Genomic DNA, 21,389 nt, shown 5'->3' with positions numbered 1-21,389 from the left:
ACTCTATCAGATCTTTTCTCGACCCGATTTCCTCGGCGCTTTCCAGGTTTCCGCTCTCGCGTTTCCCTTTCCGGCGGTTCCGACTTTATCAGAAGATTTTGGCCGGACTAACCGGCCACTCATTTCTGAGTAGTAATCGGGAGGTGCTCCTCCGAAGTGCAGTCGCAACTTCTCGGGCAGCGGTAGATGTTAACGATCAGCCCCGAACCTGTCCAGTTCTAGGCAACTCATTGAATCTACCTCCCCCCTCCAGCCGTGTCAACGGCTCTCGCGGGGCGAAGAGGAGAGTAGCAGCTCACAGGGCCTGCACGCACATCAGGCGGCCGTGGGGACCGTGCTACTGCGTTCGGCCGCTTCGAGATCACCCGTCTGGCCGGTACGTGCCGCGCGGCCGCCGAGGACGAAGACGTACGCCAGGAATGCCAGCTCGGCCCCGACCCCGATGCCGATGCGGGCCCAGGTGGGGAGCCCGGACGGGGTGACGAAGCCTTCGATGGCACCGGAGACGAACAGGACCAGCGCGAGGCCTATGGCCATGCCCACCGCCGCCCGGCCCTCCTCGGCGAGTGCGGTACGACGGCTGCGGGGACCGGGGTCGATGAGGGTCCAGCCGAGGCGAAGGCCGGTGCCGGCGGCGACGAAGACGGCGGTCAGTTCGAGCAGGCCGTGCGGGAGGATCAGGCCGAGGAAGGTGTCGAGGCGGCCGGCGGAGGACATCAGGCCGAGGCCGACCCCCAGGTTGAGCATGTTCTCCAAGAGGATCCAGAGCACGGGCAGGCCCAGGAAGATCCCCAGGACGAGGCACATCGCGGCGGCTCGGGCGTTGTTCGTCCACACCTGGGCGGCGAAGGAGGCCGCGGGGTGGCTCGAGTAGTAGGTCTCGTACTCGCCCCCGGGGCGGGTCAGCTCACGCAGCTGGCTGGGCGCCGCGATGCTCGACTGCACTTCCGGGTGGGTGCCTATCCACCAGCCCAGGAGGATCGCGATGGCGGTGGAGACGAGCGCGGTGGGCACCCACCAGTGGCGGGCGCGGTAGACCGCGGCGGGGAAACCCTGGCCGAGGAAACGCGTGACGTCGCGCCACGAGGCGCGGCGGGTCCCGGTGACTGCGCTGCGCGCGCGTGCCACGAGCCGGCTGAGCCGGCCGGTCAGTTGCGGGTCGGGCGCGCTGGACTGGATGAGGGAGAGGTGGGTGGCGGTGCGCTGGTAGAGGGCGACGAGCTCGTCGGCCTCGGCGCCGTTGAGGCTGCGCTGGCGGCGGAGCAGAGCGTCGAGGCGGTCCCATTCGGCTCGGTGTGCGGAGACGAAGACGTCCAGGTCCATGGGGTCTGCCTGCTCCTCGGCTGGTCGTCCACTGCTCGTCGTGAGTGCTCGTGATGCTGTCAGCTTGTCGTACTGCGGCGCGATGCGCCCTCAGCTTGGCAGACTTGCGGTTCACGGGGCAGATCAGGGGAAGGGCGGCGGGCGTGAGTGAGCTGGTGACCGGCGAGGCGGTGGCGCTCGAACTGCGCCCCGCGAAGCTGCCGAGCAGGGCGTTGGCGGTGCTGCTCGACCTGGTCGTGGCCGTGCTGGTGTACATCGGCGTGACGATCGCGCTGGTGGCGTCGACCTCGTCCTTGGACGACGCCGCTCAGGTCGCGCTGTCGATCGCGACGTTCCTGTTGATGCTGGTCGGCGGTCCGATCGCGGTGGAGACGCTCAGTCATGGGCGCTCTTTGGGGAAGCTGGCCTTCGGGCTGCGTGTGGTGCGGGACGACGGCGGGCCGATCCGGTTCCGGCACGCGCTGGTGCGGGGCGCGATCGGGGTGGTCGAGATCCTGCTGACTTTCGGGGTCGTGGCCTGCATCGCCTCACTGGTGTCGGCGCGGGGACGGCGGCTCGGGGACGTCTTCTCGGGCACGCTGGTCGTGCGCGAGCGGATACCCGTCGGGCGGGCCGGTGTCGTGCCTCCTCCTCCGCCATGGCTGGCGGGGCGATTCGCCGAGCTGGATCTGTCGGCCGTACCGGACGGGCTGTGGCTGGCCGTGCGGCAGTACCTGACGCGGATGCAGCAGCTCGATCCGCAGGTGTCCCATGACATGGCGCAGCGGCTGGCGGCCGACCTCACGGCTCGTGCCGGAACTCCGGTACCGCAGGGGGTGCACCCGGCCGCGTTCCTCGCGGCCGTGGTCCATGAGCGGCAGGCTCGCGAGGCACGGCAGGCGTTCGCGGGCTCGGGACCGCTCGCGCCGGGAAGCGCGGCCACCGGCTTCGTACCCGGCGTGCCCGGCGGCGGTATGCCCGGCGGTTATCCGCCGGTGCCGCAGCCGCCCGGGGCGAGCGCGTATCAGCCGCAGGCGCCGTTCTGGCCCCAGAGTCCTGCTCAGACTGCTCAGCCTGCCCCGGCCCAGGTTCCGGGCCGGCCGCAGTCGCAGGCTCCGGGCGCGCCCCCGGCGTCGCCTCAGCGGGATGAGCCGCCGTCCGGCCGGCCGGCCGGGGGTGCGGGTTCCACCGGATTCGCGCCGCCGGCGTAGCGGGCCGCGGGGCGCCGAGGTTTTCTGTCGAGCCGGGTCGGTCAGTCGAACCTCGACGGCGGTGACTGGAGGTCCTCCAGCTCGATCCCGGGCGCGGCCAGGACCACGTCGCCGGCGATGTGCACGGTGTGCTGTTCGCCGGTGTCCAGGGCTGTGACCTGGTATTCGTCCACGGTCAGGGGGCCGTTGTCAGTGGCGTGTGCTTCGCTGTTCACCAAGGCCCAGGACTGGTCCACGGTCAGCGGGGCGAGGACCGGGTCCGTGAAGGCCACGAGGCGTACGCGGGTGGCGGTGGACGAGGGGGTGAGGCGCAGGAGGCGGGCGGTGGCCACGAGGAATGCGGGGGACGTGCCGGTGAAGGCGTGGGCGCGCACATTGCCTTCGGTGGCGTGAGTGCCGGTGGGGTCGGTGCGGACCCAGGTGACGCCGTCGAGGGCGGCGCCGCGCACCTGCCAGCCTCCCGCGTGGAGTTCGAGGCGGATGGGGCGGCCGCGGTCGTCCAGGGCCAGGTCGACCGAGCCCAGGTGATCGCCCGTGGGGGTGGTCAGCTGGGAGACGTAGCGCCAGCCGGACGGGCCGGGGGCGCACTGGAAGTGTTCTTCCGCGAGGGGGGTGTGATCGTGCGGATCGTGGAGCGAATAACGGCCGCGGGGCATGGGGGTCCTGGGTCTTGACGGGCTGGTCCGGCCACAGGCCAAAGGGGCAGGCCCCCGGCACGGGGGTGCGGGGGCCTGCCTCGGAGGATCTGCGGACCTTCGGACTCAGTAGCGGTAGTGGTCCGACTTGAACGGGCCCTCGACGTCCACGCCGATGTAGGCGGCCTGCTCCGGGCGCAGCTTGGTGAGCTTCACGCCGAGAGCGTCCAGGTGCAGGCGGGCGACCTTCTCGTCGAGGTGCTTGGGCAGCACGTAGACGCCGGTCGGGTACTCGTCGGGCTTGGTGAACAGCTCGATCTGGGCCAGCGTCTGGTCCGCGAAGGAGTTGGACATCACGAACGACGGGTGGCCCGTGGCGTTGCCCAGGTTCAGCAGGCGGCCCTCGGACAGCACGATGATGACCTTGCCGTCGGGGAACTTCCAGGTGTGGACCTGCGGCTTGACCTCGTCCTTGACGATGCCCGGGATCTTGGCGAGGCCGGCCATGTCGATCTCGTTGTCGAAGTGGCCGATGTTGCCGACGATCGCCTGGTGCTTCATCTTCGCCATGTCGGACGCAAGGATGATGTCCTTGTTGCCGGTGGTGGTGATGAAGATGTCGGCGGTCTCGACGACCTCGTCCAAGGTCGTGACCTGGTAGCCGTCCATCGCCGCCTGCAGGGCGCAGATCGGGTCGATCTCGGTGATGATCACTCGGGCGCCCTGACCGCGCAGGGACTCCGCGCAGCCCTTGCCCACGTCGCCGTAGCCGCAGACGACGGCGGTCTTGCCGCCGATCAGGACGTCGGTGGCGCGGTTGATGCCGTCGACCAGGGAGTGGCGGCAGCCGTACTTGTTGTCGAACTTCGACTTGGTGACGGAGTCGTTGACGTTGATCGCCGGGAAGAGCAGGACGCCGTCGCGCTGCATCTCGTACAGGCGGTGGACGCCGGTGGTGGTCTCCTCGGTGACGCCACGGATCTCGGAGGCCAGCTGGGTCCACTTCTGGGGGTTCTCACCCAGGGTGCGGTGCAGCAGCTGGAGGATGACGCGGTGCTCGTCGGACTCGGCGGTCTCCAGGCCGGGGACCTTGCCGTCCTTCTCGTACTCGACGCCCTTGTGGACGAGGAGGGTGGCGTCGCCGCCGTCGTCCAGGATCATGTTGGGGCCGCCGGTGGGGCTGTCCGGCCAGGTCAGCGCCTGCTCGGTGCACCACCAGTACTCCTCCAGGGTCTCGCCCTTCCAGGCGAAGACCGGGATGCCCTGCGGGTTGTCGGGAGTGCCGTTCGGGCCGACGGCGATGGCGGCGGCCGCGTGGTCCTGGGTGGAGAAGATGTTACAGGAGGCCCAGCGGACACGCGCGCCGAGGGCGACCAGGGTCTCGATGAGGACGGCGGTCTGCACGGTCATGTGCAGGGAGCCGGTGACGCGGGCGCCGGCGAGGGGCTGAGCCTCGGCGTACTCCTTGCGGATCGCCATGAGGCCCGGCATCTCGTGCTCGGCGAGGGTGATCTCCTTGCGGCCGAACTCGGCCAGGGAGAGGTCGGCGACCTTGAAGTCCTGTCGGTTGTCGACAGTCGTCATTGCGAGCTGCTCCTCGGGATGGGGTCGAGGGTGGGTAGGGCTGGTCTGCGCGGCGGCGGACACAGGGGTGCCCGACAAGAGGACACAGGCATGCCCGCGTACGCGCAGCGCAGTCCGTCGGAGGCCCTCTCTCCCTCGGCCGGTCCGCTGGGACCGCCCGACCGCCATCAGCAGCGACGTCTGGCTCCGTCCCAAGCTACACCGGAGGGCCGGGCCGTCCCCAGTCCGCCTCCGAACGGTTCACGCCGTTCACGGCCTGTGGCCGGTCGTGGGTGCGGGGTGCAGGGTGCAGGGTGCGGAAGCGTGTACGTCGGTGACGCCGATGGCGTGTACAGGCCGTATGACCTGAAGATCCCGGAGAAGCGGCTGTTCCTGCTGGGCGATTGCCGCGCGAATTCCCAGGACTCGGGTTTTCACCTCGCCGAGCAGGGCGGCACGGTGTCCGTGAACGCCGTGCGGGGCCGGGTGACGGACGACCGTACGGTCCCGGCGCTGCTGGGCGCGGCCCTGCTCTTCGGCGGGGTGGTCGTGCTCAGCGGCATCGGGCTGGGGGTCGGCGCCCTGGCGGCACGGCGGCGAAAGGCGCCGACGGTGCAGCCGGCGTCCTGGCCCGTGCAGCCGGGCTGAGCCGGCCGGCCGCCTCAGTGGCCGGCCGCGTGGGGGGTCGGGCCGCCCGGGGTCGCCTCCGGGTCGGGGCCCTTGGCGGCCTCGGCCGCGCTGTAGATGTCCGGTTCGAGGTAGATGACACGGGCGATGGGGACGGCGGCGCGGATGCGGGCCTCGGCCGCGTTGATGGCGTTCGCGACCTCGGTGGCCGTGTCGTCGTGCCGGACAGCGATCTTCGCGGCGATCAGCAGTTCCTCGGGGCCGAGGTGGAGCGTGCGCATGTGGATGACACCGGTGACCGTGTCGCCGTCGACGATCGCGGCCTCGATCTTCTTGACCTGTTCGATGCCCGCGGCCTCGCCGAGCAGCAGCGACTTGGTCTCCGCGGCCAGGACGAGGGCGATCAGGACGAGCAGGACACCGATGCAGACGGTGCCGATGCCGTCCCAGACGCCGTTCCCGGTGAGCAGGGCGAGGCCGACGCCGCCGAGGGCGAGGACCAGACCGATGAGGGCGCCGAAGTCCTCCAGGAGCACGACGGGCAGCTCGGGGGCCTTGGCCCGGCGGATGAACTGCGACCAGGACAGCTTGCCGCGCAGCTCGTTGGACTCCTTGATGGCCGTGCGGAAGGAGAACCCCTCGGCGATGAGCGCGAAGACGAGGACGCCCACCGGCCAGTACCAGTGCTCGATCTCGTGCGGGTGGCGGATCTTCTCGCTGCCCTCGTAGATGGCGAACATGCCGCCGACCGAGAAGAGGACGATCGAGACGAGGAAGGCGTAGATGTACCGCTCGCGGCCGTAGCCGAAGGGGTGTTGCGGGGTCGCCTCGCGCTGGGCCTTCTTCCCGCCGATCAGCAGCAGGAACTGGTTTCCGGAGTCGGCGAGCGAGTGGACGCCCTCGGCGAGCATCGACGAGGAGCCGCTGAACGCGAACGCCACGAACTTCGATGCCGCGATCGCGAGGTTGGCGCCGAGTGCCGCCACGATCGCCCTGGTACCGCCTGACGCGCTCATGTGTCCGCGTTGTCCCTTCGCCCTCGTACGTCTACGCCGTCCAGGCGTGTACCCGTCTTTGCCCGTGCTTTGCCGGTGGGTCATTCTTGCAGCCCGGCGGGGCGGCGGCGCCTCGGGTATCCACAGCTCCGGTCATACGATCACAGTGGCGCGGAAGACCGTGCCGGCGCCGGACACCTGGGCCTTCTCGGCCGCCGGGACGAAGACGGACTGGCCGGGTGCGAGTTCGTGTTCGCCCGCCCGGACGGAACCGGCCGTGCAGAGCAGGATCTGCGGGGTGTCCAGGGTGAGGTCGTGCGGGGTGCCGCCCTCGGGCAGGACGTACCGGGAGAGCCGGAACTCGTCGATCGGCGTCTCGTAGACCTCCTCGTCGTCCGGGGAGGCCTCGGGCCGCAGCACGCCCGGGTCACCGGCCTCGAAGCGGACGACGCGCAGCAGTTCGGGGACGTCGACGTGCTTGGGGGTCAGCCCGCAGCGCAGGACGTTGTCGGAGTTGGCCATGATCTCGACGCCGAGGCCGCTGAGGTAGGCGTGCGGGATGCCGGCGCCGAGGAACAGCGCCTCGCCGGGCTGCAGTCGGACCCGGTTGAGCAGCATGGCCGCGATGACGCCGGGGTCGCCCGGGAAGTGGTGGGCGACGTAGGCATAGGGGGCGTAGTCGCCGCCGAGGCGGGTGCAGGCGGCAGCGGCCTCGGCGACCGTGTGGGCCATCTGCTCGGGGTCCGTGGTGAGGATCGCGGTGAGGACCTCGCGCAGGGCCGCGTCCTCGGGGTGGGCGTGCAGCAGGTCGACGTACGGCTTCAGGGAGTCGACGCCGAGGCCGTCGAGCAGGTCGGCCGCCTGGGCCGGGTCGCGGAAGCCGCACAGGCCGTCGAACTCGGTGAGGGCGCAGATGAGTTCGGGCTTGTGATTGGCGTCCTTGTAGTTGCGGTGCGGCGCGTCGACGGGGACGCCGCGCCGCTCCTCCTCGGCGTAACCCTCCTTGGCCTGCTCCAGGTCGGGGTGCACCTGGAGGGACAGGGGGGCGCCTGCGGCGAGGATCTTGAGCAGGAACGGCAGTCGCGGGCCGAACTTCGCGATCGCGCCGGCGCCGAGTTCGCGCTCCGGGTCGGCGTCGATGACCTCGGCGAGCGTCCCGCGCGTTGTGCCCGAGGGAGCGCCGGGGTGGGCTCCCATCCACATCTCCGCCTGCGGTTCGCCGGTCGGCTCGGCACCCAGGAGGTGCGGGATGGCGGTGGGCGAACCCCAGGCGTAGGGGCGGATGGTGTTGTCGAGGCGGTCCATGTGGTTTCTCTGTCTCCGTACGTACGCTGCTCGGCCGGCGCCGTGCCGGTTCCCGTTCCGGGGGCGGGCGCGGGTCGGACGCCCCGGAGCGGGCCCGGGTGCGGCGACCTGGAGCAAGATCAGGCCCCGGAAGCGAGCGCCAGGTAAACGGCGGCGAAATCTGTGACGGCGATCAGTTCCGCGAGGGTCTCCAGTTCGCCGCCCTCCTCCGGTTCGAGTTCGCTGATCGGGGTGTCGTGGCTGAGAGCCAGGTCACGGGCGGCGGGGGCGGCGGTGAGGCCGCCGATCGGACGGTCACGGAGCAGCACCACGCGCGCGTGCAGGGCGGGGGGCTCCGTCACGCGGTCGCGGAAGAAGTCCTCGGGGTCGGCGCTGGCCGCGAGGGGGCCGGCCAGCAGGGCGCTGTGCGCGGCGAGTGCCTCGGGGAGTTCGGCGACCACGGCGGGGCGCCCGGCCAGTTCGGCGAGGGCGGCGGCGAAACGGCGGCCCGCCGGCCCGGCCGAGGCGCCCTCCGTCCATACGACGGGCAGGGCGTCGGCCAGTTCGACGGCGAGGGTCTTGGCCGGGTTGCTGTCGGTCGCGATGGCGGGGCCGCAGCGTTCGGCGATGTGGTCCAGGCGGTCGGCGACCTTCTCCAGGGCGTCCGGCGCGGCGCCGAGCAGACCGATGCGGTCGAGGAGCGCCAGCAGCGGGGTGAGCAGGGCCCAGAAGACGCCCGGGGAGGACGCGGCGAGCGGTTCTTCCTGGTCGTACGGCGCCGTCGCCATCGGTACGAACATGCCGTGCACGCCGGACACGGCCTCGGCGAGCGGGGTGCGGGCCGGCGCCACGGCCGCGACCGAGCAGCCGCGGCGGTAGGCCTGCTCGACGAGCAGGGAGAGGCTGGGTTCGGTGCCGTCCGGGGTGGCGATCAGCAGCAGGTCGACGGAGCCGGCCCAGCCCGGGAGTTCCCAGCGCAGGGCGCCCGCGGCCGGGGCGACACCGGTGGGGGCCACCCGGATGACGGGGCTGCCGGGACCGGCGAGGGTGCCGAGCAGGTCGGCGGTGTGGGTGGCGGCCGCGCCCGGGCCTGCGATGAGGACGGCGCGGGGGCGGCCGTCGGGCTTGAGGTCGCCGACTCCGGCCTCGGCGGCGTGCCGGGCTGCGGTGCGGACGCGGGCGCCGGCCTCGGCCGCGCCGCGCAGGAGGCCCCTGTGGTCGGCCTCGGTGAGGCCCTCCGGGCTGTCGAGCAGCGATTCGTCGAGCATGGGCAGCAGCCTCCGATCGCCGGGTTCCTGTTTCGGGGTGTCCGACGCGGGGCCCGGGACGCGCGGTGCGCCCCGTCGTCGCGCCGGTGGCGGGGCTCTTACGCGGGGTGCCGGGCCTCGTCGACGAGCAGGACCGGGATGCCGTCGCGGACGGGGTACGCCAGGCCGCAGTCCTGGCCGGTGCAGATCAGCTCGGTGTCCTGCTCCTTGAGGGGGGCGTGGCAGGCCGGGCAGGCGAGGATCTCCAGGAGGCCGGCTTCGAGCGGCATGGGGTGTCCCTTCGGGGGCGGGGTACGGCTTTGCCGATGTGCTGGTCAGAGTACCGCTGGTGGCCGCGTTGTGAGGCGCGGTGGGTGCAGGTGCCGCCCAGGGCTCCGCCCCCTGAGCGGCCGGTTTTACGCCCACCCGCCGGCGAGGTCCCGGGGTCAGGCCCGGATGATCGCCAACGCCTCGTCGCGGATCTTGGTCATCGTTGCCTCGTCCTTCGCCTCCGCGTTCAGGCGCAGGAGGGGTTCCGTGTTGGACGGGCGGACGTTGAACCACCAGTCGGCGGCGGAGACCGTGAGGCCGTCGAGGTCGTCCAGGGTGATGCCCGGGCGGCCCTCGTAGGCGGTGCGGATCGCGGCGAGGCGGGCTGCCTGGTCGGCGACCGTGGAGTTGATCTCGCCGGAGCCGGCGTAGCGGTCGTACTGGGCGACGAGGGCGGACAGGGGGCCGTCCTGGCCGCCGAGGGCCGCGAGGACGTGCAGGGCGGCCAGCATGCCCGTGTCGGCGTTCCAGAAGTCCTTGAAGTAGTAGTGGGCGGAGTGCTCGCCGCCGAAGATCGCGCCGGACCGGGCCATCTCGGCCTTGATGAAGGAGTGGCCGACGCGGGTGCGGGCCGGGATGCCGCCGTTCTCCTTCACCACCTCCGGGACCGTACGGGACGTGATCAGGTTGTGGATGACCGTGCCCTTGCCGCCGTTGCGGGCCAGCTCGCGCGCGGCGACCAGCGCGGTGATCGCCGAGGGGGAGACCGGGTCGCCGTTCTCGTCCACGACGAAGCAGCGGTCGGCGTCGCCGTCGAAGGCGATGCCCAGGTCGGCGCCCTCCGACGGGACCCGCTTCTGCAGGTCCACGAGGTTGGCCGGGTCGAGCGGGTTGGCCTCGTGGTTCGGGAAGGTGCCGTCCAGTTCGAAGTACATCGGGACGAGGGTCAGCGGCAGGCCGGCGAAGACCGTGGGGACCGTGTGGCCGCCCATGCCGTTGCCGGCGTCGACGACGACCTTCAGGGGGCGGACGGAGGTCAGGTCGACCAGGGAGCGCAGGTGCTCCGCGTAGTCCTCCAACGTGTCGCGCGTGGTGAGGGTTCCCGGTTCGGCGGCAGGTTCCGGAGCGCCCGACTCCAGCCACCGCTCGACCAGTTCGCGAATCTGCGCGAGGCCCGTGTCCTGGCCGACGGGGGCGGCACCCGCGCGGCACATCTTGATGCCGTTGTACTGCGCCGGGTTGTGGGAGGCCGTGAACATCGCGCCCGGCAGGTTCAGCGCGCCCGAGGCGTAGTACAGCTGGTCCGTCGAGCACAGGCCGATCTCGGTGACGTCCACCCCGCGGTCCGCCGCGCCGCGCGCGAACGCTCGGGTCAGGCCGGGGGACGAGGGGCGCATGTCGTGGCCCACGACGATCGCCGCCGCACCCGTCACCTCGGCGAAAGCGGCACCGAAGAGGCCGGCCAACGATTCGTCCCACTGGTCCGGGACCACTCCGCGTACGTCGTACGCCTTCACGATCTGCGACAGATCAGCAGCCACGGCCAACCTTCCTGAAAAAGTCCTATGGGTGCCCACAAACTACCTGGTAGGGGTAAGGGCCGGGTGTGCGGACACCAGGTGGACTCCCGGTCGCCTCCGAGTCGTAACGCGAGGCGGAGGGCGGCGTGGGGTGGTGGCAGGGGGTCGAGCGCCGGTGAGCGGGGCTCAGTTGTCCGGTGAGCGGGGCTCAGTTGTCCGGGGAACGCAGGACGCGAAGGTGGCCGCGGCGGGCGACCTCCATGGGGTCCACGGTGCGCGCTCCGCCGCCGCCCGCCTCGGCCGCCCGCTGCTGGGGGCGGGCCGCCTCGCGCACGGCGTTGGCAAGCGCTTCCAGATCGTCTCCGCTGGGTCGCGCGGGAGCGGAGTGGTCGAGGAGGCGGACGACCTCCCAGCCGCGGGGGGCGGTGAGGCGCTCGGAGTGCTCGGCGCACAGGTCGTAGCAGTGGGGTTCGGCGTAGGTGGCGAGCGGGCCGAGGACCGCGGTCGAGTCGGCGTAGACGTACGTCAGCGTCGCGACGGCGGGTCGGCCGCAGGCGGTGCGCGAACAGCGACGTACAGGGCTCACGACGTTGGACGGTACCGCACTCTTGAGCGGGCCGCGACGACTCTTCCCCAGGTCACTCCACCGTGTCGTGTTGTGAAGCGCCCCACACACCTTTCCGAACTCACCCAGCTGACCTGCGTGGACGGGACTGAGCGGGTTCTTCGGCGGGTCCGCGTCCGGTCATGAGTCGGTACAAACAACGTCAATTGCCTTGAGTTTGCCGGTCTTGGAGCGTTACGGAAACGAGCCAGACCTTGGCTGGAATGGTCATCCTGCGACATGAGAGGGCACGTGGCCGGTTGCCGCGTGGAGCCGGGCGAGCGGGGCGTGCGGGGAATAGGCTTCACCAGTGATGGAGAACCGTGTACCGCCCCGTGCCACCGGCCCCGGGCCCCGTCGCCGTGATCGTCACGGGCGGGGCATGCGAGGGCCGATCGCGCCGCCGCAGGTGCCGCTGGCGGCCAGCCGCGCCGAGGTGTTCGCGGACCTGGTGCAGGACTCCGTGGATCGTCTCGAACGGCGCTGGCCGCAGCTGGCCGACATCGATTTCCTGGTGCTCGAGGTGCCTCGGCTCGAGAGGCGCGGTACGGAGGCGTGGAGCGACGAGGCCGTGCCGCTGGGCGGGATCATCCCCGCGCGTGACGGGCGGCGGGCCCGGGTCGTGGTGTACCGGCGGCCGGTGGAGATCCGGACCAAGGGGCGGGACGAGCGGGCCGCGCTGGTGCACGAGGTGGTCGTGGAGCAGGTGGCCGAGTTGCTGGGGCTGACCCCGGAGACCGTGGATCCCCGGTACGGGGAGGACTGAGGCCCTGTCCGGCGGATCATGCCGGAATCGCGGGGGATGGCGCGTCCATCTGGACCGGCACGGCACCGTCGCCGGGAGTTGGCCTGACCCGTCGGGACCGCCCCAGGGCTGAGCCGGGGATGCGCTTGCACCCTCGGCCCAGCCCCGCCCCCGCCTACTTCTGCACCACCGACAAGTCCTCGTCCGCCTTCGGTACCGATACCAGGCCCCGGTCGCTCGGGAGGGTCTGGACGGTGAAGCCCGGGATGCCGGACTCCGTGGCCGACAGGGTGCGGGCGGCGTAGACAGGACCGCCGGAGACGGGCTCCAGCGTGAGGGCATACGTGCCCTTCAGGCCTGACGGGACGGGGGCCGCGATGTCCTGGGTGGTACCGGACTTGATCGTGTAGGTCTTCGTCACCGGGGCACCGCCCTCGCTGCCCGCCGACGCGGTGACCTTGACCGTGGCGGTGGTGGTGGGGGCGGTCACGGAGAGGGTCGTGGTCCTGCCGCTGTTGTCGGCCGAGGTCGCGCGGGTGCCGACGGGGGCCGTGGCGGGGATGAACGCCGTCTCCTGCTTGGCGCCCTTGCCGCGGACCACCCGTAGTGCCGCCACGACCGGAACCGACTGGTCGGTGGGGGTCAGGACCAGGGAGCCCGCCTCGCCGCGGGTGACGTCGCGGAGGTCGGCCGCGGTCGTCATACCGGACTTGACGTGCAGAGTCTCGTTCCCGGCCGGGGTGATCAGGCCGCCGGGCGAGGCCAGGCGGAGCTTCAGGTCCGCGTCGGCGTCGCCGGGCGTGAACGCGATCAGACGGACGTCGCTGGCGTCCTTCGGGATGCCGGGCAGGACCAGGCTGCCGGCCGGGTCGGCGGACGCGGCCAGCCAGTCGCCGCCCACCTTGTCGTCCAAGGCCTGCACCGCCGCGCCGACCCGCCCGCTGCGCACGCTGACGTGCACGGTCAGGTCGGTCTGCCGCTCGCCGGTGAGGGTCGAGAGCAGGACCGGCTTGCTGCCGTGCGGCGGGATGGTGAAGCCGTCCCCCACCGTGGACTTGATCGCCCCGTTCTTGCCGTACAGCTCGATGTCGACGACGGCGGCGGAGTCGTCCGGGTTGGTGAGGTGCACGTAGTCGGTGCGGTCGGCGGACGTGCTGGCGCCCGGGAACCAGAACTCGGTGTCCGGGGCGGTGCAGTTGACGCCCTGGAGGCCACGGCCGGTGCCCGCGGCGACCTCGGTGGTCTCCTGGACGGTCCAGCCCGGCGCGAACTTCCCGTCGGCGGTGCCGACCAGGGCGGGCGCGTCGGCACCTGAGGTGTCCCCGGTGGCCGGCGTGCCGGGTTCCTTCGGCGTGAGGACCGGCTTGCCGGCCTTCTTCTTGGTGCCCTTGCCCGTCCTGGTGCCGCTCGTGCCGTCGGCCGACTGCTCGGCGGCCGCCTGGAGTTCGGCCTTGCCACCGCTCGCCGCGCCCTTGGTGACGGGCGTGAACGACGTGTACGACGTGTCGGCGATGTCGGAGATGCTCGGCGCCGGGCACAGCAGGCTGGTGCGCTCCACGGGCAGCTCGGCGGCCGCCCTGGCGGGGCCCGCGCCGGACGCGGAGGGCGTGTCGAGCGCGGCGAAGGCGGTGACGGCGGCCAGCGCTGCCGTACCGGCGATCAGGGACAGGGTGGTGCGGTTCACTGCTCGCTCCCGTCGGGGCGCTCACTGCCGGTGCCGTAGGGGTACTGGGCCGGGTCGTAGCCCTGCTGGTAGGCCGTGGGGTCGTAGGGCATCTGCTCGGCCGCACCGCCGGAGGCGTAGGGGTCGTACTGGCCGGTCTGGTAGGAGTCGGGCTGGTACGCCTGCTGGTCGTAGCCGCCGGACGGGTACTGCCCGGCGCCCTGGTACTGGTCGGCGCCGTAGCCGCCGTACTCGGCACCCGTGTAGTCCCAGTCGCCGTAGGACTGCTGCTGGGGAACGGCTGCCGGCGCCTCCTCCGGAGGAGGAGGCATGGCGCCGGGGGCGGGCTGGTCCTCGGCGGCGGGCTCCTCGGCCTGGGCGCGCAGACGGCGGGCGCGGCGGCCCTCGCCCGCGGTGGCCTGGGCCGGCCGCGGCTGCTCCTCGGGCAGGTCGTCGTCGATGTCGCGGCGGCGGCCGGGCAGGGCGAGGACGACGAGGACGACGGCGAGCGCGCCCTGTGCCCACAGCCAGGCCGTGTGGGCGACCGGGGCGTCGTAGACGACGTCCAGCGTGCCGCCGGTGGAGGGCAGCTGGAACCCCTGGGCCCAGCCGTCGACCGTGGTGCGGGTGAGCGGCTTGCCGTCCAGGGTGGCCGTCCAGCCGTCGGAGGCGGCGTCGGCCAGGCGCAGGACGCGGCTGCCCGAGCCGGAGGGGACGGTGGTGTGGATCTCCACCGGCCCGGCGGCGACGGACTGGGCGGTGCCCGAGCCGCCGGCGGCCACGATGGTGGCGCGGGAGACCTGCTGGTCGACGCGCCACAGGGCGCCGCCGTTCTGCTGGCTGAGCCGGCTCAGCCCGGGCGTGGCGTCCAGGACGCGGGTGACCTCGCGGGGTGCGCCCTTGTGGACGAGGACGTAGCGGACGGCGAAGCCGCCCAGCTGACCGGCCTGGTCGGCGCCGGAGCCGGCGACGAGGTTGGCGACGACCTTGTCGAGCTTGGCGTTCCCTCCGTCGGCGGCGGCGAGTTCGGCGTCTCCCATGCGGGCGCCGGAGCCGCGGACCAACGTGTAGCGCACGCGTGCGGTGGAGTCGCTGTCGAGGATCAGGGTGCGGGCCTGGTCGCGGGTGGTGGCGTCCTCTGCGACGAACGCGGGCACCTGCACCGGGTCGCGGCGCTCCAGCGGGCCGTCGGCGCCGCCGATCATCCAGCCGGCGGCGACGAGCAGGGGGCCCGCCGCCGAGGCGAAGGCGATGAGGGCGGCGACCGGCTGGCGCCAGCCGAAGCTCTGCTCGGCCACGCGCGCGCGTGCCCCGTCGGCGCCGAGCGCGGCGGCGGCCAGCAGGGCGATGCCGTAGACGAGGGTGGCCGGTCCGGCCCAGGTGGAGTGGTTGGACAGGACGGCGAAGACCAGCCCCACCAGGGCGACCGCCCAGGCGATCCGCACGCCCAACCGGCGTTCGGAGCGCAGCAGTGCGGCCAGGGCTGCCAGGACGATGCCGATGAGCATCAGGCCGTCCACGGTCCCGGGGCCGCCGGGGCTCGCGCCGAGCAGGTCCAGCGCGGAGGCGGTGGAGGCGCCGTAGTCCAGGCCCGCCTGGGTGAAGAAGCCGGTCGGCAGCAGCGTGAGCGACCACGGGGCGAGGATCAGCAGCGGGGTGCCGAGCTGGGCGAGGAAGCGCAGGCCGTGGGCGACGAGGTCGCCGCGGCGCAGGACCTGCACGCCGATGCCGAGGATCAGGGCGATGGGCCAGACGATCGGCGTGAACGCGGTGGTGATGGTCAGCAGCAGCGCGTACGCCCAGGTCGCGCGCCAACTGCCGCGCGTGCCGGAGGCCCTGGTGAGGCCGCTCGCGGCGATGCCCGCGCGCGCGATGAGCGGAAGCAGCACGGCGAGGACGGCGGTGCCGATGCGGCCGCCGGCCAGGGCGCCGGTGGCGGCCGGCAGGAAGGCGTAGGCGATGGCCGCCCAGGCGCGCAGCAGGCGGGAGGTGACGAGGGGCCGGGAGGCGAAGTAGGCGGTGAAACCGGCCAGCGGCACCGAGCCGACCAGCAGGACGGTGACCGCGAGTCCCGAGGAGCCGAAGAGGATCGAGGCGAGGGTCGCGACGACGGCGAGGTAGGGCGGTGCGGGCGGGGTGCCGCCGGCGCCCACCGGGTGCCAGGCGTCCGTGTAGCGGGACCAGAGGTCGCCGGCGCCGGCCGGGGCGGGCAGCAGGGCGCCGCCCGCGAGCGCGCCGCCGCCGAGCAGCGCGCGGCAGGCGACGAGCGAGACCAGGAGGAGGGCCAGGAAGAGCACCGGGCCGGGCTTGCGGGCGATCCGCTTGAACCGGGCGAACTGCTCGATCTCCAGGAAGTCGGCGTCGTCGCCGCCCGGCCCGGACTCGACGGCGCCCCCGTGCCGGCCGGCCGAGGAGGTGTCGCTGTCGGAGCCGCCGGAGAAGTTGCCCGCGAACTGTTCCACGGTGGCGCGGACGGTCGCGCCGGGCGGCGGGAAGAGCTGGCGCAGTTCGCCCTTGTCGATCCGCGAGGGCCCGCGGCGGCGCCGTCCGGCGAGAATCCGCTCGGGCCGCAGCAGGGTGCCCAGCAGGCCGCGGATCTCGTCGACGGCCTGCCCCGGGACCTTGCCGACGAGATTGGCGACGGTTCTGATGAGGGTGCCGAGGACGAGCCGCAGCAGCACCCAGGGCAGGGCGGCGGCGCGGGTGTTGACGAGGAGGGTGTAGACGGCGCCGGCCTTGTCGACCTTGTGCGGGGAGGCGGCGGTGCGGCCCACGCAGTCGACGGTACGGCGCTCGCGGGAGGCCGCCTCGGCGTGCCGGACGACCGCCTCGGGGGCGACGAGGACGCGGTGGCCGGCCGCGGTGGCGCGCCAGCACAGGTCGACGTCGTCACGCATCAGGGGCAGCCTGCGGTCGAACCCGCCGAGCTGCTCGAAGACGTCGCGGCGGATGAGCATGCCGGCGGTGGAGACGGACAGCACGGTGCGCACGTGGTCGTGCTGTCCCTGGTCCTGTTCGCGGCGGTCGAGGCCGGTCCAGCGGCGGCCGGAGTTGGCGATGGAGACGCCGACTTCCAGCAGCTGCCTGCGGTCGTACCAGCCGCGCAGCTTCGGGCCGACGACCGCGACGTCGTCGCGGCCCAGTTCCAGTTCGTTGTCCACGACCCGGAGCAGCTGGGCGAGGGCGTCGGGTTCGGGTGCGCAGTCGTCGTGCAGCAGCCACAGCCACTGGACGGGCTCGCCGTGCGGCAGTTCCGGCAGGTCGTAGGCGTCGTCGCGCCAGCTGCGCGTGACCGGGTCCCAGCCGCTGGGGCGCTTGAGGTACGGCAGCTCGTCCGGGGTGAGGACGGGGGCGATCCGGGTCGCCTCCTCGACGGCCTGGCCGAAGCCGGTGCGCCGGGCGAGGTGCAGCACCCGGTCGTCACCGAGGGTCTCGGCGACCAGCTGGGCGGAGTCGTCCGCGCTGCCGGTGTCGGCCGCCACCGCGTACTGGACGGGGCGCTCCTGGCCGAGCAGCCCGGCGAGCGCGTCGGGCAGCCAGCGGGCGCCGTCGTGGGAGACGAGGACCGCGGTCACCACATGACGCGGGAACTCAGGGGTGGCAGCGCCGTCTTGGGCTGCCGCATGGCTGTGGCTGTGCACGGACATCGAGGTACGGGCCCCGGTTCGATGGACTGCGGTGGACGCCTGTGCCCCGAGGGGACAGCGGGGCGTCTCGGACGAGCGACCACACTATCGGCTGCCCATGACGACGGCCCGCCCCCTGTGGATAACCCACCGGCGACGGGCCGTTCGCGAAGTATGTCCGTGTTCGTGCGGTCACACGGCGGCCTTCTTCAGCCTGCGGCGCTCACGCTCGGACAGACCGCCCCAGATGCCGAAGCGCTCGTCGTTGGCCAGGGCGTACTCGAGGCACTCGGAGCGCACCTCACAGGCGAGGCAGACCTTCTTCGCCTCTCTTGTGGAGCCGCCCTTCTCGGGGAAGAAGGACTCGGGGTCGGTCTGGGCGCACAGCGCGCGCTCCTGCCAGCCGAGTTCCTCGTCCGCGTCGTCGACCAGCAGTTGCTGCACCAGCTCGGTCATGTGCGCCCCTCGTCTGTCTTTCGCGTCCCCGTGCGTAGCCGTTACCGATTTCGGCTGAACGACACGAGTGAAATTACAAGTGTGCTGCTCCGGGCGAGTCAAGCCGAGATCTGCTATTGAGCCCGTTATTCACTCTGCGGAACCAAGGCCGTGCGGAAAGTGTTCAAATCGACTTAAACCTTGACACGCAGACGAGGCCCAGAAGGGCGACGGACCCCGTACGGACCTCTGTACGAAGGAGGACGCCCTTGTGTTCGATCGCGTTCCTCGAGGCTCGAGCGCTCGGTAGTGCGCCATGTGTCCCGGGTTCCGGGTGAACAAACCTTTCACCTGACAGATGAACCGGATGAGATGAAGCATGTCCCACATTCCGGGCGTCGAGTTGACAGTGCGGGTGTGAACCGGTGTCCTAGTGGGCATGCTCGCGAACTTGGCACTCACCTCGACCCGCACCGCCGGGTCCCACGGTGCTGCCCGGGTTCGCTGTAGCTGTTGTTGCTGTTCCAGCTGTTGAGCCGGCGCTCCGGCTGTCGTCGAGTCCCAAGGCTCGACCGCTTCCTCCTTCGCAGGACCCCCAGTCCCGGGCATCCCACTCTTCCGCGAGGAATCACCGCACCCGATGAACAGCGACAACGACCTCCAGATCGCCGGCGACATCCTCGAAGTCCCGCACCTGCTCCAGCCGCCGCGCGAGCACCCGGCCACCGTCGCCGAGTTCGCGGGCCTCGCCCGCGCCATCGCCGCCGACCGCTCCCAGTGGGCGCACCTCGTCCGCTACGACGCCACGGCCCGCTGGTACCACCGGCTGCGCACCGTTCCCCAAGCTCTCGGCTCCGCTCGAGCAGGGGAGACCCCGATCGGCTACGAGGTGTGGCTGCTGTCCTGGGTGCCCGGGCAGGGCAGCGGGCTGCACGACCACGGCCGCTCCTCCGGTGTCCTCACCGTCCTCGAGGGGACGCTGACCGAGCACACCGAGCGGCGCACGCACACGCTCACGGCCGGCGCACAGCGGGTCTTCGCGCCGGGGTATGTGCACGAGGTGGTGAACGACGCGCTGGAACCGGCGGTGAGCCTGCACGTCTACTACCCGGGCCTGACCGAGATGCCGATGCACACCTCCCCGCACTGCGAGGCGCGTACCGAGCCGCGTGCGGTGACTGCCTGACGCATTGTCGTACCCGCCTGCCAGACGTGGCCGCCCGTCACCCGGCCACCACCCCTCAACGGGTCGGCCTGGCGGCTGACACACTGTTTCCATGCGCATTGTGGTTCTGGCAGGCGGCATCGGCGGTGCCCGTTTCCTGCGCGGTCTGAAGCGGGCCGTGCCGGACGCGGACGTCACGGTCATCGGCAACACCGGCGACGACATCCACCTCTTCGGGCTGAAGGTCTGCCCGGACCTCGACACGGTGATGTACACGCTGGGCGGCGGCATCAACGAGGAGCAGGGCTGGGGGCGTGCCGACGAGACCTTCCACCTCAAGGAGGAGCTGGCGGCGTACGGCGTCGGCCCGGAGTGGTTCGGGCTCGGCGACCGGGACTTCGCCACGCACATCGTGCGGACGCAGATGCTCGGCGCCGGTTATCCGCTGAGCGCGGTCACCGAGGCGCTGTGCGACCGCTGGAAGCCCGGCGTGAACCTGATCCCGATGACCGACGACCGCGTGGAGACCCACGTGGCCGTCCAGCTGGACGGCGAGCGCAAGGCGATCCACTTCCAGGAGTACTGGGTGCGGCTGCGCGCCTCGGTCCCGGCCGAGGCCGTCGTGCCGGTCGGCGCCGAGCGGGCGAAGCCCGCGCCGGGTGTCCTGGAGGCCATCGCCGAGGCGGACGTCATCCTCTTCCCGCCGTCCAACCCGGTCGTGTCCATCGGCACGATCCTCGCCGTGCCCGGCATCCGCGAGGCGATCGCGGACGCGGGCGTACCAGTGGTGGGCCTGTCCCCCATCGTCGGGGACGCGCCCGTGCGCGGGATGGCCGACAAGGTGCTCGCCGCGGTCGGCGTGGAGTCCACGGCAGCGGCGGTGGCCGAGCACTACGGCTCCGGCCTGCTGGACGGCTGGCTGGTCGACACCGTCGACGCGGGCGCGGTCGGGCAGGTCGAGGCGGACGGGATCCGCTGCCGGGCCGTACCCCTGATGATGACCGACCTGGACGCGGTCGCGCAGATGGCGCGGGAGGCGCTGGCGCTGGCCGAGGAGGTGCGGGGGGCATGAGCGAGGAGCGCCCGGAGTACAGGGTCTGGGCCCCGTCCGGGATCCCCGAGGTGCAGCCGGGCGACGACCTGGCCAAGCTGATCGCCGCGGCCGAGCCCGGCCTGGCCGACGGGGACGTGCTGCTCGTCACCTCCAAGATCGTGTCCAAGGCCGAGGGCCGGCTCGTCCAGGCGGCCGACCGGGAGGCCGCGATCGACGCCGAGACCGTACGGGTGGTGGCCCGGCGCGGCGTGCTGCGCATCGTCGAGAACCGGCAGGGCCTGGTCATGGCCGCCGCCGGGGTCGACGCCTCCAACACCCCTGCCGGAACCGTGCTGTTGCTGCCCGAGGATCCGGACGCCTCCGCCCGCGCGATCCGCGACGGGCTGCGCGACGCGCTCGGCGTCACCATCGGTGTCGTCGTCACGGACACCTTCGGGCGCCCCTGGCGCTCGGGGCTCACGGACGTGGCGATCGGCGCAGCCGGGGTGCGCGTGCTGGACGATCTGCGCGGGGGGACGGACGCGTACGGCAATCCGCTCGGCGCCACCGTCGTCGCCACCGCCGACGAGCTGGCCGCCGCCGGTGACCTGGTCAAGGGCAAGGCGGCGGGACGGCCGGTCGCCGTGGTGCGCGGGCTGGCCCATGCCGTGTCCGACGAGCACGGCGAGGGAGCGCGGGCGCTGGTGCGTACCGCGCGGGACGACATGTTCCGGCTGGGCACGTCCGAGGCCGTGCGGGAGGCCGTGACGCAGCGCCGCACCGTACGGGCCTTCACCGACGAACCCGTGGACCCCGGCGCCGTCCGGCGTGCGGTGGCCGCCGCGGTGACCGCGCCCGCACCGCACCACACCACGCCCTGGCGGTTCGTACTGCTGGAGTCGGAGGAGTCGCGGGTACGGCTGCTCGACGCGATGCGGGACGCCTGGATCGCGGACCTGCGCCGGGACGGCAAGAGCGAGGAGTCCATCGCCCGGCGGGTCCGGCGCGGGGACGTGCTGCGGAACGCCCCGTATCTGGTCGTGCCGTGCCTGGTCATGGACGGCTCGCACACCTACGGGGACGCGCGGCGCGACGGCGCCGAGCGGGAGATGTTCGTGGTGGCGACGGGCGCGGGGGTGCAGAACCTGCTCGTCGCGCTGGCCGGGGAGCGGCTGGGGTCGGCCTGGGTGTCGTCGACGATGTTCTGCCGGGACGTGGTGCGCGAGGTGCTGGGGCTTCCCGCCGACTGGGACCCGATGGGTGCGGTGGCGGTCGGGCATCCGGCGCAGGAGCCACGGCCGCGGGCGGACCGGGACGCGGGGGTCTTCATCGAGGTGCGGTGAGTGTCCCGTACGACCGACTGGACTCACCTAGTAGACTGTCGCGACTAAGTGTCGTTCTGGTTGGTGGAGTTGGGGTCGGGGAGGCTTCGCTTGATGCTTCCGTTCGGCCGGGCAGGGGTGC

Annotated in this window: 18 protein-coding genes; 6 read left to right on the top strand and 12 right to left on the bottom strand. The window is 72.2% G+C overall.

The genetic code is table 11. The features are described 5' to 3' along the window. Nucleotides 1-315 precede the first annotated feature (315 nt). On the bottom strand, nt 316-1,323 hold the full coding sequence (locus tag ACFZDC_RS40755; protein WP_391332000.1) for a stage II sporulation protein M: 1,008 nt from the start codon (nt 1,321-1,323) through the stop codon (nt 316-318). Nucleotides 1,324-1,466: 143 nt separating this feature from the next. Between ACFZDC_RS40755 and ACFZDC_RS40750 the strand changes: the two genes are divergently transcribed. Further along, entirely contained in the window at nt 1,467-2,513 is a 1,047-nt protein-coding gene (locus ACFZDC_RS40750; protein WP_391331998.1) for an RDD family protein, read from the top strand. A gap of 41 nt (nt 2,514-2,554) precedes the next feature. Here ACFZDC_RS40750 and ACFZDC_RS40745 read toward each other — a convergent pair whose 3' ends face one another. After that, on the bottom strand, nt 2,555-3,169 hold the full coding sequence (locus tag ACFZDC_RS40745; protein ID WP_391331996.1) for a hypothetical protein: 615 nt from the start codon (nt 3,167-3,169) through the stop codon (nt 2,555-2,557). 105 nt (nt 3,170-3,274) lie between these two features. Next, nucleotides 3,275-4,732, bottom strand: coding sequence for an adenosylhomocysteinase (gene ahcY / locus ACFZDC_RS40740; protein ID WP_391331994.1), 1,458 nt, complete (start codon nt 4,730-4,732; stop codon nt 3,275-3,277). A 327-nt stretch (nt 4,733-5,059) separates the two neighbouring features. Between ahcY and ACFZDC_RS40735 the strand changes: the two genes are divergently transcribed. Then, nucleotides 5,060-5,359, top strand: coding sequence for a hypothetical protein (locus ACFZDC_RS40735; protein ID WP_391331993.1), 300 nt, complete (start codon nt 5,060-5,062; stop codon nt 5,357-5,359). 14 nt (nt 5,360-5,373) lie between these two features. On the opposite strand, the gene ACFZDC_RS40730 is transcribed toward ACFZDC_RS40735, so the two are convergent. The 6 genes from ACFZDC_RS40730 to ACFZDC_RS40705 all read right to left on the bottom strand — a co-directional run bounded on the left by ACFZDC_RS40730 (nt 5,374) and on the right by ACFZDC_RS40705 (nt 11,240). Then, on the bottom strand, nt 5,374-6,354 hold the full coding sequence (locus tag ACFZDC_RS40730) for a cation diffusion facilitator family transporter (RefSeq protein ID WP_391331991.1): 981 nt from the start codon (nt 6,352-6,354) through the stop codon (nt 5,374-5,376). A 132-nt stretch (nt 6,355-6,486) separates the two neighbouring features. Further along, complete coding sequence (manA, locus tag ACFZDC_RS40725; protein WP_391331989.1) at nt 6,487-7,638, bottom strand: mannose-6-phosphate isomerase, class I; 1,152 nt, start codon at nt 7,636-7,638, stop codon at nt 6,487-6,489. A 119-nt stretch (nt 7,639-7,757) separates the two neighbouring features. Continuing rightward, on the bottom strand, nt 7,758-8,885 hold the full coding sequence (locus ACFZDC_RS40720; RefSeq protein WP_391331987.1) for an SIS domain-containing protein: 1,128 nt from the start codon (nt 8,883-8,885) through the stop codon (nt 7,758-7,760). 98 nt (nt 8,886-8,983) lie between these two features. Further along, complete coding sequence (locus ACFZDC_RS40715; protein WP_190149712.1) at nt 8,984-9,154, bottom strand: Trm112 family protein; 171 nt, start codon at nt 9,152-9,154, stop codon at nt 8,984-8,986. A 156-nt stretch (nt 9,155-9,310) separates the two neighbouring features. Further along, nucleotides 9,311-10,675 (bottom strand): phosphomannomutase/phosphoglucomutase, encoded by a 1,365-nt coding sequence (locus tag ACFZDC_RS40710; protein ID WP_391331985.1) that lies wholly within the window; start codon nt 10,673-10,675, stop codon nt 9,311-9,313. A 187-nt stretch (nt 10,676-10,862) separates the two neighbouring features. Further along, nucleotides 10,863-11,240 carry a DUF3499 family protein gene (locus ACFZDC_RS40705; protein WP_391331983.1) on the bottom strand — a complete coding sequence of 126 codons (378 nt, stop codon included), beginning with the start codon at nt 11,238-11,240 and terminating at the stop codon, nt 10,863-10,865. 400 nt (nt 11,241-11,640) lie between these two features. Between ACFZDC_RS40705 and ACFZDC_RS40700 the strand changes: the two genes are divergently transcribed. Further along, the gene (locus ACFZDC_RS40700; protein ID WP_391331982.1) at nt 11,641-12,024 is read left to right on the top strand and encodes a metallopeptidase family protein; all 384 of its coding nucleotides are present in this window, start codon (nt 11,641-11,643) and stop codon (nt 12,022-12,024) included. A 154-nt stretch (nt 12,025-12,178) separates the two neighbouring features. Here ACFZDC_RS40700 and ACFZDC_RS40695 read toward each other — a convergent pair whose 3' ends face one another. The 3 genes from ACFZDC_RS40695 to ACFZDC_RS40685 form a co-directional block, all read right to left on the bottom strand. Next, nucleotides 12,179-13,687 carry a DUF5719 family protein gene (locus tag ACFZDC_RS40695; protein ID WP_391331980.1) on the bottom strand — a complete coding sequence of 503 codons (1,509 nt, stop codon included), beginning with the start codon at nt 13,685-13,687 and terminating at the stop codon, nt 12,179-12,181. Next, nucleotides 13,684-17,313 carry a glycosyltransferase gene (locus ACFZDC_RS40690; RefSeq protein ID WP_391331978.1) on the bottom strand — a complete coding sequence of 1,210 codons (3,630 nt, stop codon included), beginning with the start codon at nt 17,311-17,313 and terminating at the stop codon, nt 13,684-13,686. The genes ACFZDC_RS40695 and ACFZDC_RS40690 overlap by 4 nt, the downstream gene beginning before the upstream one ends. A gap of 171 nt (nt 17,314-17,484) precedes the next feature. Next, nucleotides 17,485-17,748 (bottom strand): WhiB family transcriptional regulator, encoded by a 264-nt coding sequence (locus tag ACFZDC_RS40685; protein WP_003975777.1) that lies wholly within the window; start codon nt 17,746-17,748, stop codon nt 17,485-17,487. Nucleotides 17,749-18,367: 619 nt separating this feature from the next. On the opposite strand from ACFZDC_RS40685, the gene ACFZDC_RS40680 reads away from it, so the two are divergent. The 3 genes from ACFZDC_RS40680 to ACFZDC_RS40670 all read left to right on the top strand — a co-directional run bounded on the left by ACFZDC_RS40680 (nt 18,368) and on the right by ACFZDC_RS40670 (nt 21,268). Beyond that, complete coding sequence (locus tag ACFZDC_RS40680) at nt 18,368-18,913, top strand: cupin domain-containing protein (RefSeq protein WP_391331977.1); 546 nt, start codon at nt 18,368-18,370, stop codon at nt 18,911-18,913. Nucleotides 18,914-19,004: 91 nt separating this feature from the next. Continuing rightward, on the top strand, nt 19,005-19,964 hold the full coding sequence (gene cofD, locus ACFZDC_RS40675) for a 2-phospho-L-lactate transferase (RefSeq protein ID WP_391331976.1): 960 nt from the start codon (nt 19,005-19,007) through the stop codon (nt 19,962-19,964). Continuing rightward, nucleotides 19,961-21,268 (top strand): coenzyme F420-0:L-glutamate ligase, encoded by a 1,308-nt coding sequence (locus ACFZDC_RS40670; protein WP_391331975.1) that lies wholly within the window; start codon nt 19,961-19,963, stop codon nt 21,266-21,268. Before cofD ends, ACFZDC_RS40670 begins: the two co-directional genes overlap by 4 nt. The last annotated feature ends 121 nt before the right edge of the window (nt 21,269-21,389 follow it).

The sequence above is a fragment of the Streptomyces sp. NPDC007905 genome (assembly GCF_042959345.1).
In the GTDB taxonomy this organism is placed as follows: domain Bacteria; phylum Actinomycetota; class Actinomycetes; order Streptomycetales; family Streptomycetaceae; genus Streptomyces.
Note: the sequence above shows the minus strand (reverse complement) of the source record. Positions and strands in the feature narration are given on the sequence as shown.